Source organism: Streptomyces sp. NPDC029674 (assembly GCF_044903205.1).
In the GTDB taxonomy this organism is placed as follows: domain Bacteria; phylum Actinomycetota; class Actinomycetes; order Streptomycetales; family Streptomycetaceae; genus Streptomyces.
Map to the genome: position 1 here is coordinate 52683 of NZ_JBJDPY010000003.1, position 12866 is coordinate 65548.

A 12866-nucleotide genomic window follows, 5' to 3' on the forward strand; every position below is an offset into this window, starting at 1 on the left:
TGTTGCGCTACGCGCGTTGACTCTAGGCTGCCGGACGGTCCCATTCTTCTCACATCTCCCGGGGGAACACGTGCCCGCCATAGCTAAGAACCGGCACCGAAGGCCCAGGCGCCGTGCCACTCGCGTCCTTGCCGTGGCGGCGGGGCTTGCCACGGTCGGGGCGTTGGCCGCGTCGTTGCCCGCCAGTGCGGGGCAGGACGGGGCGGACGCGCGCAAGGGCGGCAAGCAGCGCACGGTGGACGTGCAGTTGTTGTCGTTCAATGACTTTCACGGGAATCTGCAGCCGCCGGCCGGGTCCTCGGGGCAGGTCACGGAGAAGCAGGCCGACGGGAGTGAGAAGAAGGTCGACGCGGGCGGGGTCGAGTACCTCGCCACGTCGTTGCGTACCGCCAGGAAGGGCAAGCCCTACAGCGTCACCGCCGCCGCCGGCGACCTCATCGGCGCCAGCCCGCTGCTCTCCGGGCTCTTCCACGACGAGCCCACCGTCGAGGCGATGAACAAGCTCGACCTGGACGTCACCAGCGTCGGCAACCACGAGTTCGACGAGGGGGCCAAGGAGCTGGCCCGGATGCAGAACGGTGGCTGCCACCCCAAGGAGGGGTGCTTCGAGACGAACCGCAAGGGGAAGCCGAAGGAGTTCGAGGGGGCGGAGTATCCCTATCTCGCCGCCAATGTCACGGATGAGAAGACCGGCAAGCCCATCCTCAAGCCCTACTGGGTGTGGAAGGAGAAGGGCGTCAAGGTCGGGTTCATCGGGGTGACCTTGGAGGGGACCCCCGACATCGTCTCCGCCGACGGCATCAAGGGGCTGAAGTTCCACGACGAGATCGAGACCGTCAACAAGTACGCGAAGATCCTCGACAAGCAGGGCGTGAAGTCCATCGTGACTCTTGTTCACGAGGGCGGTGCCCCGGCGAGTCAGGCGTACAACTACGACTGTGATTCGCCGGGTGCGGGGGATGGGATATCCGGGCCGATCAGCACCATAGCCAAGGGCATCACGCCCAAGGTCGACGCGCTCGTCACCGGGCACACGCACGCCGCGTACGTCTGCACGATCCCCGACCCGTCGGGCAAGCCCCGCATGGTGACCTCGGCGTCGTCGTTCGGCAAGCTCTACACCGACACCACGCTGACGTACGACCGCAAGACCAAGGACATCGTGCGGACGAGCGTGAAGTCCGCGAACCACGTCGTCAGCCGTGAGCAGGCCAAGGCGCCCGACATGACCTCGCTCATCTCCCGCTGGGACAAGCTCGCCGCGCCCGTCGCCAACAAGCCCGTCGGATACATCTCCGCCGACATCCCGGGCCGCGGCGCCACCACCCCCGAGTCCCCGCTCGGCGACCTCATCGCCGACGCGCAGCTCGCGCACGCCAAGGCCCTCGACCCCGAGGCCGACCTGGCGCTGATGAATCCGGGCGGTATCCGGTCCGACATCGTCTTCAAGGCCAGTGGCAGTGAGGGCGACGGTGTCGTCACGTACGGCGAGGCCTTCACCGTGCAGCCGTTCAGCAACACCGTCAATCTGGTCGACCTGACCGGCGCGCAGCTCGTCACCGCGTTGAAGCAGCAGGTCAGCGGGGCGAATCAGGCTTCTCCGAAGATTCTGCAGGTTTCGGACGGGCTGACCTACACCCTCGACATGACCAAGAGCGGTGCGGACCGTGTCGTCGCGGAGTCGATCAAGCTGAACGGCAAGGCGCTCGATCCGGCCGCCACCTACCGCGTCGCCCTCAACTCCTTCCTCGCGGGCGGCGGCGACGGTCTCCCCGAGCTGGGCAAGGGTGCGAAGCCGCTGGTCGGGGCCGACGACCTGAAGGCGTTCAACGACTATCTGAGCGCCAACTCCTCGGCGGACAAGCCGATCGCGCCGCCGAAGGCGAACCGCATCACCGTGGTGAAGTGAAAACGTAGTGAAGTGAAAACAGCGCGTTAAAGAACTGGACGATATCGGTTCTTACCGGGTGTAAGGCTTGGGGTGGGGTGTGAACGTATGGTGAGATCACTCGATGCGTTCCCCCCACCGCATAGCCACGCGACCTTCGGAAGCACCACTCGACGAGCACTCATACGCCAACCCGTACGACGAACTGGGCGCCCTCGCCCCGAATCCGCTGGACGAGTTCCTCCAGGAGGACAAGGCCGGGCCCGACGCGGACACCCCCTGGACGCCGCCCAACCACCGGCGCGGCAGCCGCAGCCGTCGGCGCCGCAACCGCTTCGCCGGCCTGCCGCTCGCCGCTAAGGCCCTGGTCGCCGTCCTCGTCGCCACCGCGTTCCTCGCGCTCGGCGACCGCTGGGCACTCCTCTACGCCGAGCACGAGGCCGCGGAGAAGCTCAAGGACCAGATGAACCTGAGCGCGGCGCCCGAGGTCGACATCGAAGGGTTCCCCTTCCTCACGCAGGTCTTCGACAAGCGCGTGGACAAGGTGAAGGTGACCGTCCCCGACGTCGCCGCCGACCGGGTCTCGCTCGCCAAGGTCTCCGCCACCGCCTCCGACGTGACCATCGAAGGCGACGGGCCCACCTCCATCACCGGCGCCTCCATCGGGCAGATGGACGGCGAGGTCCTGCTCTCCTTCGAGGACCTCAACCGCGAACTCGGCGCCTCTCAGGTCACGTTCACCGGCCACGGCACCGACAAGGTCCTCGCGCGCGGCACGCTGCCCGTCGCGGGGCACGACCTGAAGGTGCGCGCCGACGCCCGCATCCAGCGCAACGGCGACCGCGGCATCTCCACCGACATCGGCGGCATGAGCCTGCAACTCGGCGACCTGGCGACCTACCGCCCGGGTACGCGCGAGAGGGAGGGCCTGCACCTGTCGAAGAGCTCCGCCGACCGCGTCGCGAAGGAGACCGCCAAGGCGAAGGCGCTGCTCTCCGTCCCGGCGATCGTCGAGCGGCTCGGCGTCCCGGAGAGCGTGGTCCGCGGCGCCCTGAAGAGCGACGCCAAGCTCAACGAGCTCACCGGGTCGCCGCAGTTCGTGAACGACGTGATGGGCCTCAACCTCATCGACGTCGCGATGGGCCACCCCGAGCTCCTCAAGAAGCTGGGCCTCGACCCCGCCCTCCTCAACGGGCTCTCCCAGCTCACCCGCCCCGTACTCGCCGACCGCCTCACCCTCGCCTTCCAGCTGCCGAAGCTGCCGGGCACCGGGACGATGGCGCTGCGCGACGTGACGGTGGAGAAGGAGGGCATCCGGGTGCGGATCGCCGGGTCCGGGATCGGGATCGGGCGTTAGGCGTCAGGTCTGCGGCATCAACCTCCCGCCTGCTAGTGGGAGTTGGCGGGCGTTGGTCTCCAAGGCCGCTCGCAGGCGTCTGTCGTGGCTGACGATCACCAGCGTGCCCCGGTAGCTCGCGAGCGCCGCTTCCAGGTCCTCCACCAGGGCGGGGGAGACATGGTTCGTCGGCTCGTCCAGGAGCAGCAGGTCCAGGGGGCGGGAGACCAGCTCGGCCAGTTCCAGCCGGCGGCGCACGCCCACCGACAGGGCCCGCACCGGGCGGTCGAGGTCCGCCTCCCGGAAGAGGCCCAGGGCCAGCAGCTCGGCGCGCCGCTCCTCGCCGAGGAGGGCGAGCGCGGAACGCTCCTCCTGCCAGAGCGAGTTGTCCTGCCGTAGCAGGCCCACCCGTGCGGGGCGGCGGATCTCGCCTGCCTCGGGTGTCAGCTCCCCGGCGAGGAGCCGCAGCAGCGTCGACTTGCCCGCGCCGTTGGGCCCGGTGACGAGCAGCCGCTCGCCCGCGCCGATGGACAGGGTGCCCTCGATGGTGAGACGTCCCGGCACGCGTACGTCGGTCAGTTCCGTTACGCCCGTGGCCTCGCCCTCGACCCGCGCGGTGAAGCGCAGCGGGCGCGGAGGCGGTGGAACCGGCCTCTCGGTGAGGCGGTGCAGCCGCTCCCGCGCGCCGCGGATCCGGCTCATCGCGCCGTGCGCCCGCGACCTGGCACGGAAGGCGCCGGCGCCGCTGAACGCGGCGGGTGCCTTGCGGGGGATCGCGGAGAGCAGTCCGATGTTGGACTCGGCGAGTGCGGACTGCCGGGCGACCTCGGCGCGCCACTCCTCGTACTCCCGCTCGTGACGGGCGCGTCCGGCGGCCTTGGCGGTCAGGAAACCGGCGTATCCGTTGCCGTAACGGCGCACGGTCCGCGTGTCGCCGTCGACCTCCAGGATCGTCGTCATGACGCGGTCGAGGAACGTCCTGTCGTGCGTGACGGCGACCAGCGTGCCGCGGTGGGCGCGCAGCCGGTCCTCCAGCCAGCGCACGGCTTCGTCGTCGAGGTCGTTCGTCGGCTCGTCGAGGAGCAGGAGCTCGGGGGCGGACGCGAGGGTTCCGGCGAGGGCGAGGCGGGAGCGCTGGCCTCCGGAGAGGGTGCCGAGCGGGCGCGCGCGGTCCAGCGGCGCGCGCTCGCCGAGGTGGCGCAGGGTGACCTCGACGCGCCGGTCGGCGTCGTGGCCCTCGCGTGCCTCGAACTCGGCGACCAGGGTGGCGTAGTGGTCGTACGCGGCCGGGCCGGCGCCCTCCAGGGCCGCTTCGGCGGTTCTGATCCGCCGCTCCAGGGACCGCAGTTCGGCCAGGGCGGTGTCGATCGCGTCGCCGACCGTCGCCGTGTCCGGCAGGTCGAGGGTCTGGGAGAGGTGTCCGGTGCCGCCGGGGGCGACGACGGTGAGGGTGCCGTTGTCGGGGTCCTCCCGCCCGGCGAGCAGCCGCAGCAGCGTGGACTTGCCGGCTCCGTTGTCCCCGATGACGCCCGCTTTCTCGCCGGGCCGGACGGTGAGCGACACCCGGTCGAGGACGAGACGGTCCTCGTAGCGCTTGGTGAGGTCGGTGAGGGTGAGCTGGGGGACGGCGGCTGTGGTGGGGGCTGTGGTGAGGGCTGTGACTGGGTACAAGTAGGTCCTCGTCGGTCGGGAGCAGGGGCGCGACTAACTAGTCGAGACGTTTCGTCTCGTGCTTGCGTGAGTGAATGTAGCGCGCCCTGGACCGTCCCGCAAGACGTTGCGTCTCGTTTAAGTGAGCGGCGTCTCCGGCGGCGGTGTCGCCGCCCCCGGCAACTGCACCGTCGCCACCGTGCCGCCCCCCTCCGCCGCCGTCAGCGCCACCTCGCCGCCCGACTGCCGCACCGTACGGGCCACGATGGACAGGCCGAGGCCCGAGCCGGGCAGGGAGCGCGCGGACGGAGAGCGCCAGAACCGGTCGAACACGTGCGGGAGTTCGTCCTCAGCGATGCCCGGGCCGTGGTCCCGCACTGTCAGGCGGCCGCGGTCGAGGGTGACCTCCACCGTGCCGCCCCGAGGGCTGAACTTCACCGCGTTGTCGAGGATGTTGACGATGGCCCGCTCCAGGGCGGGCGGCTCCACCCGCACGTACCAGGGCGCGAGCTCCGCGGTGATCGTCAGCTCGGGGCCGCGCAGGCGAGCCCGTTCGATGGCCGTCCTGACGGCGTCGTGCAGGGCGACGACCTGCACCTTGGCGCCGCCCACCCCCGTGTCGGGACGGGACAGCTCTTGCAGGTCGCCGATGAGGACGGCCAGTTCGGTCATCTGCGCGGTGACCGAGGCGAGGAGCGCCTTGCGGTCGTCGGGCGGGATGGCCCGGCCCGTCTCCTCGCTGCGGGCGAGCAGCTCGATGTTGGTCCGCAGGGAGGTCAGCGGCGTACGCAGCTCGTGGCCCGCGTCGGCGATCAGCTGCTGCTGGAGGTCGCGGGAGGAGGCCAGCGAGGCGGTCATGGAGTTGAAGGACTCCGAGAGGCGGGCGATCTCGTCGTCGCCCTCGACGGGGATGCGGAGGTCGAGGTCCTCTGTGCGGGCGACGTGCTCGACCGCGTCGGTGAGGCGGTCGACCGGGCGCAGCCCGGTGCGGGCCACCCAGAGTCCGGCTGCGCCGGCGCCGAGTACGCCGATGCCGGCGACGAAGACCAGGACCAGGACCAGGTTGTTCAGGGTGTCGTCGACCTCGCTGAGGGGGCGGGCCACGGAGATCGCCAGGCCCGGGCGGCCGTCCAGCGGATAGGTCAGGACGCGGTACTTGTCGCCGTTGGACGCGGTGGCGTCGTGGTACGCGTGCCCGGCGCCGCTCTGCGCGACCGCCGTGTCGTGCGACGTGACGTCGAGGGACTGCTTGCCGACGATGACGCAGTGCCCGCCACTCGCGTCGACGACCTGGACGGTCTCCTTGAAGATGTCGGGGTCGTCGGAGTCACCACTGATGATCGTGCGCAAGCACTGCCCGTCCCCGCCGACGCGGCCGGAGACCTGCGCCGGGGGGATCTTGGCCTCGCTCAGCGCGTCGTCCAACGAACTGATCAATACGTTCCGTACGACGAACCAGCACGCCACCGCGCTCGCGGCCACCGCGAGGGCCACGGCCACCGTGACCAGCAACGCCAAGCGCGAGCGCAAAGGCAACCCCCGAAAGCGCCGCAGCACCCCGTTCACTCGCCGCCCCGCAACACGTACCCCACACCCCGCACCGTGTGCACGAGGCGCGGTTCGCCGCCCGCCTCCGTCTTGCGGCGCAGGTACATCACATACACGTCCAGCGAATTGGACGACGGCTCGAAGTCGAAGCCCCAGACCGCCTTGAGGATCTGTTCGCGGGTGAGGACCTGGCGCGGGTGGGCGAGGAACATCTCCAGGAGGGTGAACTCCGTGCGGGTCAGCTCGACCGTCCGCCCGCCCCGCGTGACCTCGCGCGTCGCGAGATCCATCCGCAGGTCGGCGAAGGCGAGCGTGTCGCCCTCGGCGGCCTGCCCGGCCCCGGCCGCGTACGAACTGCGGCGCAGCAGCGCGCGGATGCGGGCGAAGAGCTCGTCCAGCTCGAACGGCTTGACCAGGTAGTCGTCGGCGCCCGCGTCGAGGCCCGTGACGCGGTCGCCGACGGTGTCGCGCGCGGTGAGCATCAGGATGGGCGTCAGGGAGCCCGTCGCGCGAAGCCTGCGCGCGGCGGTCAGGCCGTCCATGCGGGGCATCTGGATGTCGAGGACGACGAGGTCCGGGCGGTACACCGCCGCCTTCTCCAGCGCGTCGGCGCCGTCGACGGCGACCTCGGTGCCGTACCCCTCGAAGGCGAGACTGCGCCGCAGCGCCTCCCGCACGGCGGGTTCGTCGTCCACGATCAGGATGCGCAGCTGCTCGCGGTCACCGGTGCGGTCGCCTTCGGCGGGGCTCATGGGCTTCGGACTTCCTCGGGTAAGGGGCGGAACGGGGCCGGTACTGCCGGTATCAGCTAATACCGGTATCAGCCTCGCACGCGGGGACGCGGTGCGGCTGCCGTCACGTCTTCGATCCGGACCGCAGCTTGCCCAGGTCGTCCTTGACCGTGTCGATCGGAATGGCGAAGCCGAGGCCGACGCTGCCGGAGGCGGACTCGCCGGTGCCCTGGCCGGACGAACTGGGCGAGTACATCGCCGAGTTGATGCCGATGATGTTGCCGTTCATGTCGATGAGGGCGCCGCCGGAGTTGCCGGGGTTGAGCGAGGCGTCGGTCTGCAGCGCCTTGTACGTGGTCTTCGACGAACCGGTGTCGCCGTTGAACTGCCGCCCGTCGAACTCGAAGGGCCAGCCGCCCTGCGGGTCCTGCGGCTGCTCCTGCCCGTCGCCCGTGGAGACGGTGACGTCGCGGTCGAGCGCGGAGACGATGCCGCTGGTGACGGTGCCGGTCAGGCCCTCGGGGGAGCCGATGGCGACGACCTCGTCGCCGACCTTGACGTTCTCGGAGCTGCCGAGGGACGCGGGCTTGAGCCCGGAGGCGTCCTTCAGCTGGATGAGCGCGAGGTCCTTCTTGCTGTCGGTGCCGACGACCTCGGCGTCGTACGTCTTGCCGTCGTCCGTCCGCACCTTGATCGACGAGGCGCCCGCGATGACGTGGTTGTTGGTGATGATCTCGCCGCCGCTCGTGGTGATCACGCCGGAGCCGGTCGACTTGCCCTGCCCCGTCGTGGCGCTGATCTCGACGATGCTGGGGCTGACCGCCTCGGCGACTCCGGCGACGGTGCCCTTCTTGCTCGTCGGCACGACGTCCGTACTGGCGGCGGTCGTGCCGCCGTCCCTGTCGGTGAGCGTCTGCACGCCGTACGCGGTGCCGCCGCCGATCACGGCCGCCGCGACCGCGACGGCTGCGAGCAGGGCCGCGGGGCCCCTGGCGCGGCGGCGCCGCGGGGCGGGCGCCTGAGGTGCTTCCGGCGCGTGGGCGGGCGGAGGCGGAAAGGCGCCCCGCGTACCGCCGTGGTGCACAGGCGCTGACGACTGCTGCTGGGGGTACTCGCCGCTGTGGCGGAAGGTCTCGGTCATGACACTGAGATTGGCGGCCGCAGATGAGAGCTGCCTGAGTACGTCCTGAGAAGCCCGGCAGAAGTGCGTATGCCCGTTATAAAGACACGCCGAGGGCCGGCTGGGCGGCTACTTGCAGCCGCAGGACTGCCGCACGACCAGCCGGGACGGGAACAGCTTCAGCCGCTCCCGCCGCGACCCCGCGACCCGGAGACCGTCGTCCAGGACGAGGTCCACCGCGGCGCGGGCCATCGCGGGCCGGTCCGAGGCCACCGTCGTCAGCGGCGGATCCGTGAGGCCCGCCTCCTTGACGTCGTCGAAGCCGGCGACGGCCAGCTCGCCCGGCACGTCGATGCGCAGCTCCCGCGCGGCCCGCAGGATGCCGATGGCCTGGTCGTCCGTGGAGCAGAAGATCGCGGTGGGGCGGTCGGGCCCCGCGAGGAGCCGCAGGCCGACCTGGTACGCGTCGTAGCGGTTGTACGGCGCCTCGAAGAGCCGCCCCTCCACCGAGCGCCCGGCCTCCCGCATCGCGCGCCGCCAGCCCTCGACGTGGTCGGAGACGGGGTCGCCGACGGTCGGGGTCTCGGCCATGCCGCCGAGGCAGGCGACGAACTCGTGGCCGTGCTCGAGCAGATGGCGGGTGGCGAGCTGCGCGCCGCCCACGTCGTCCGTGACGACCGCGACGTCGTCGATGGCCTCGGGCCGCTCGTGCAGGAGCACCACGCGGGCGTCCCACGCGTCTATCTCGGCGGCGGCCTGGTCGGTCAGGCCGTGGCTGACGAGGATGAGGCCGGAGACCCGCATGCCGAGGAAGGCGCGGAGATAGTGGGTCTCGCGCTCCTCCACGTAGTCGGAGTTGCCGACGAGGACCATCTTTCCGCGCTCGGACGCGGCCTGTTCGACGGCGTGCGTCATCTCCGCGAAGAAGGGCTGCCGCGCGTCCGGCACGATCATGCCTATGAGGTCGGTGCGCCGCGACGCCATGGCCTGGGCAACCCTGTCGGGCCGGTACCCCAGCTCCTTGATCGCGGCGAGTACCCGCTCGCGCGTGGCCGGGGCGACCGGCCGGGGTCCGTTGTTGATGACGTAACTGACGACCGCGGTCGAAGTACCCGCAAGTCTTGCCACGTCATCCCGAGTCACCTTGGCCACGCGCGGAGTCTACGCGGATGGAACTACCGCTGGGCAGGGCGTACGGCAGCTTCCTTCGGAGCTTCCTTCGGAGCGGCCTTCGCGGACTTCGCCTTCTCGGCCTCGGCCGCGCGTTCGACCTTCTCCGGGATGACGAAGCGGTAGCCGACATTGCGGACCGTGCCGATCAGCGACTCGTGCTCGACGCCGAGCTTCGCCCGCAGCCGCCGCACGTGCACGTCGACCGTCCGGGTGCCGCCGAAGTAGTCGTAGCCCCACACCTCCTGGAGCAGCTGGGCGCGCGTGAAGACCCGCCCCGGATGCTGCGCCAGATACTTGAGCAGCTCGAACTCCTTGAAGGTCAGGTCGAGGACCCGGCCCTTCAGCTTCGCGCTGTACGTCGCCTCGTCCACGGAGAGATCGCCGTTGCGGATCTCCATCGGGGAGTCGTCGGAGGTGATCTGCTGGCGGCCCATCGCGAGCCGCAGCCTGGCCTCGACCTCGGCGGGGCCCGCCGTGTCGAGGAGCACGTCGTCGATGCCCCAGTCCGCGGTGACGGCCGCGAGGCCGCCCTCCGTCACGACGAGGACCAGCGGACAGCCGGGTCCCGTGGAGCGGAGCAGCTGGCAGAGGCTGCGCACCTGTGGAAGGTCGCGGCGCCCGTCGATGAGGATGACGTCGGCACCTGGGGTGTCGACGAGAGCGGGCCCCTCCGCCGGGGCGACGCGCACATTGTGGAGAAGCAGGCCGAGAGCGGGGAGCACCTCCGTCGACGGCTGGAGGGCATTGGTCAGGAGCAGCAGAGAGCTCACCGCCGACCACCTGCCCGGGTCGTCTGACTGTCGTGCACGTTTCGCTCGCCCATAACGTCGGTTCCTCCTCGGTCCCTGCGGAGGGGGTCCCCCCTGCTCCTTTGAGCTTGGGGGCGTTTACGGCACTGCTTCGTACTGAAATCTGCGCGTCTCCGGTGCCCGCGCCCGGGGCTCCGAAAGCACAAAAGGACCCGGGGGCTGCGCTGCCCGGATCCTCTGCCCAGCAGAATAGCCCACATGAGTTCCGGTCCGGCAGGTCAAACCGCGCGATCTTCTGTGCCTCCGATCACGCGCCGGCAGCGTCGCGTTCAGCGGTACGCAACGCTGCGTACACAGGACGGAGTGGCCATCGAGGCCGCCCACGACCCCGGGCCCGACCCCGAGGGAGAGCTCGCGATCGTCGTCGCGCACGGCTTCACCGGCGATCTCTCGCGCCCGCACGTGCGCCGGATCGCGGGCGTGTTCGCCCAGCGTGCGGGCGTGATCACCTTCTCCTTCCGGGGGCACGGCCGCTCCGGCGGGCACTCCACGGTCGGCGACCGCGAGGTCCTCGACCTGGCGGCCGCGGTCGAGTGGGCGCGGTCCCTCGGTTACGCGCACGTGGTGACCGTCGGCTTCTCGATGGGGGGCTCGGTCGTCCTGCGGCACGCCGCGTCGCACAGGGGGCGCACGGAAGCGCGCACCGACGCGGTGGTCGCCGTGAGTGCTCCGGCCCGCTGGTTCTACCGGGGTACGGCGCCGATGCGGCGGCTCCACTGGGTGGTCACCCGGCCCGCGGGGCGGGCCGTCGGCCGCTTCGGGCTGCGGACGAGAATCCACCCGCACGAGTGGGACCCCGTCCCCCTTTCGCCGGTCGAGTCCGTCCCCCTCATCGCGCCGACGCCGCTGCTCGTCGTGCACGGCGACCGGGATCCGTACTTCCCGCTCGACCACCCGCGGATGCTCGCCGCGGCCGCCGCCGGCGGGGCCGAGCTGTGGCTGGAAGAAGGCATGGGGCACGCGGAGCACGCGGCGACGGACGGGCTCGTCGCACGGATCGCCTCCTGGGCCACGGCATCATGGACGTCGGCAACCGCCGAGGAGACATCGGCGACCGCCGACTGAGAGGAAGGGGAGTCGCATGGTGAACGGCACCATTCGTTACTGGGCCGCTGCCAAGGCGGCCGCGGGCGTCGCCGAGGAGCCGTACGCCGCGGTCACGCTCGCCGACGCGCTGGACGCGGCCCGCGAGCGGCACCCGGGCGAGCTCGTCCGGGTCCTGCAACGCTGCTCCTTCCTGGTCGACGGAGCCCCCGTCGGGACCCGCGGGCATGAGACCGTACGGCTGGCCGAGGGCGGCACGGTCGAGGTGCTCCCGCCGTTCGCAGGAGGATGAGCGCCATGTCCGATCAGCCCAATGAGGGGTACGCGGGGCACGAGGGATACGAGGGGTACGACGGATACGAGCCGTATCCGCAGCAGTACCCCGCCCAGCAGCAGCCGTACCCGTACCCGTACCCCGAGCAGCAGGCGTACCCGCAGCAGCAGTACGGCCAGCAGTACGCCGACCCGCAGCAGCAGTACGCGCAGCCCCAGCAGTACGTACAGCCCCAGCAGTACTACGCCGACCCGCAGCAGCAGTACGGCCAGGAGCAGCACACCCAGCAGTGGGAGGGGCAGACCTGGGAGACGCAGGTGCAGCCGCCCGTGGCCGCGGTCGACGTGACGGAGACGGCGTACCTGCCGCCGCAGGCCCCCGCTCCCACCCCGGCCCCGGCCCCCGTGGCGCCGGCGGAGCCCGTGGCGGCCGCCACCGGAGCGTCCTCCTACGGCCCCGCCACCACCACCGGCAACCCCCGGATCACCGACGCCCAGCGGGCCCGCGCCGAGGGGCGGTCGCCGATCATAGAGCCGGGGATGCAGCCCGCCGCGCTGACCGCCGTGCTCGGTCTGCTGCTCGCCGCGGGCGCCGCCGTCGGGCAGTACGCGCTGCTCGTACCGCTGGTGCTGCTCCAGGCCGTCACCGCCGCCGGATGGTTCCGGCTCAACGGCATGTGGCCCGCGCGGCAGGGCATCGCGCTCGCCTTCCTCGGCGGCGTCGTCGCGGACGCCGTGCTGCTCGGCGTCGGCAAGGAGAACGGGCCCGCCGCCATCCTCGGCACCCTCGGCGTGTGGGTGCTGCTCGTGCTGGTGCTGCAGCTGCGCAGCCGGGCCGGTGCCGACGAGCGGATGTACGGGCTGATGGCCACCGTCGTCTCCGCCGCGCTCGCGATCGTCGCGGCCGGGCACCTCGCGGCCGCCTCCGACGCCGTGACCGTGGGCGGCATCGCCGTCGCCGTCGCGGTCCTCGCCCGCGCGCTGCCGCTGCCCACTCCCGCCTCCGTGGCCGTCGCCCTGCTCGCGGCCGCCGGTGCCGGGGTCGCCGTCGGCGGGACCACGGACTACGGCAGCAAGGGCGCGCTGCTCGCCGTCGGCGCCGGGGTGTGCGCGCTGATCGGTCACCGGGTCGCCAGTTACGACTATCCGTCGCGCTTCGTGCACATGACGGCGGGCGTCGCGCTGCCCCTCGCGGCCGCCGCTCCGGCCGTCTACGTCCTCGGCCGCGCCATCGGCTGACCCGCGCGCTGATCGTCACAGCTGTTCGACAGGTCCCCGGCCGATCTCTGCGGCC

Annotated in this window: 11 protein-coding genes; 5 read left to right on the forward strand and 6 right to left on the reverse strand. The window is 71.3% G+C overall.

Annotation, left to right across the window (positions count from 1 at the left end; all coding sequences use genetic code 11):
- Positions 1 to 79 precede the first annotated feature (79 nt).
- Positions 80 to 1909 carry a bifunctional metallophosphatase/5'-nucleotidase gene (locus ACI2L3_RS07610; protein ID WP_404751903.1) on the forward strand — a complete coding sequence of 610 codons (1830 nt, stop codon included), beginning with the start codon at positions 80 to 82 and terminating at the stop codon, positions 1907 to 1909.
- Positions 1910 to 2012: 103 nt separating this feature from the next.
- Entirely contained in the window at positions 2013 to 3245 is a 1233-nt protein-coding gene (locus ACI2L3_RS07615; RefSeq protein ID WP_404751400.1) for a DUF2993 domain-containing protein, read from the forward strand.
- 3 nt (positions 3246 to 3248) lie between these two features.
- On the opposite strand, the gene abc-f is transcribed toward ACI2L3_RS07615, so the two are convergent.
- The 6 genes from abc-f to ACI2L3_RS07645 form a co-directional block, all read right to left on the reverse strand.
- The gene (abc-f, locus tag ACI2L3_RS07620; RefSeq protein ID WP_404751401.1) at positions 3249 to 4895 is read right to left on the reverse strand and encodes a ribosomal protection-like ABC-F family protein; all 1647 of its coding nucleotides are present in this window, start codon (positions 4893 to 4895) and stop codon (positions 3249 to 3251) included.
- A 117-nt stretch (positions 4896 to 5012) separates the two neighbouring features.
- Positions 5013 to 6440: a sensor histidine kinase gene (locus tag ACI2L3_RS07625; protein WP_404751402.1), complete on the reverse strand. Its 1428-nt coding sequence runs from the start codon at positions 6438 to 6440 to the stop codon at positions 5013 to 5015.
- Complete coding sequence (locus ACI2L3_RS07630) at positions 6437 to 7174, reverse strand: response regulator transcription factor (RefSeq protein WP_404751403.1); 738 nt, start codon at positions 7172 to 7174, stop codon at positions 6437 to 6439. The genes ACI2L3_RS07625 and ACI2L3_RS07630 overlap by 4 nt, the downstream gene beginning before the upstream one ends.
- Positions 7175 to 7277: 103 nt before the next feature.
- Complete coding sequence (locus ACI2L3_RS07635) at positions 7278 to 8294, reverse strand: S1C family serine protease (RefSeq protein WP_404751404.1); 1017 nt, start codon at positions 8292 to 8294, stop codon at positions 7278 to 7280.
- Positions 8295 to 8402: 108 nt separating this feature from the next.
- The gene (locus tag ACI2L3_RS07640; protein ID WP_362993903.1) at positions 8403 to 9425 is read right to left on the reverse strand and encodes a LacI family DNA-binding transcriptional regulator; all 1023 of its coding nucleotides are present in this window, start codon (positions 9423 to 9425) and stop codon (positions 8403 to 8405) included.
- Between the two features lie 23 nt (positions 9426 to 9448).
- Entirely contained in the window at positions 9449 to 10216 is a 768-nt protein-coding gene (locus tag ACI2L3_RS07645) for a response regulator transcription factor (RefSeq protein ID WP_404751405.1), read from the reverse strand.
- 237 nt (positions 10217 to 10453) lie between these two features.
- On the opposite strand from ACI2L3_RS07645, the gene ACI2L3_RS07650 reads away from it, so the two are divergent.
- The 3 genes from ACI2L3_RS07650 to ACI2L3_RS07660 are packed head-to-tail and all read left to right on the forward strand — an operon-like array spanning position 10454 to position 12811.
- Entirely contained in the window at positions 10454 to 11320 is an 867-nt protein-coding gene (locus ACI2L3_RS07650) for an alpha/beta hydrolase (RefSeq protein ID WP_404751406.1), read from the forward strand.
- Between the two features lie 16 nt (positions 11321 to 11336).
- On the forward strand, positions 11337 to 11591 hold the full coding sequence (locus ACI2L3_RS07655) for a MoaD/ThiS family protein (protein WP_362993897.1): 255 nt from the start codon (positions 11337 to 11339) through the stop codon (positions 11589 to 11591).
- Between the two features lie 5 nt (positions 11592 to 11596).
- The gene (locus ACI2L3_RS07660; protein WP_404751407.1) at positions 11597 to 12811 is read left to right on the forward strand and encodes a hypothetical protein; all 1215 of its coding nucleotides are present in this window, start codon (positions 11597 to 11599) and stop codon (positions 12809 to 12811) included.
- Positions 12812 to 12866: the final 55 nt, after the last annotated feature.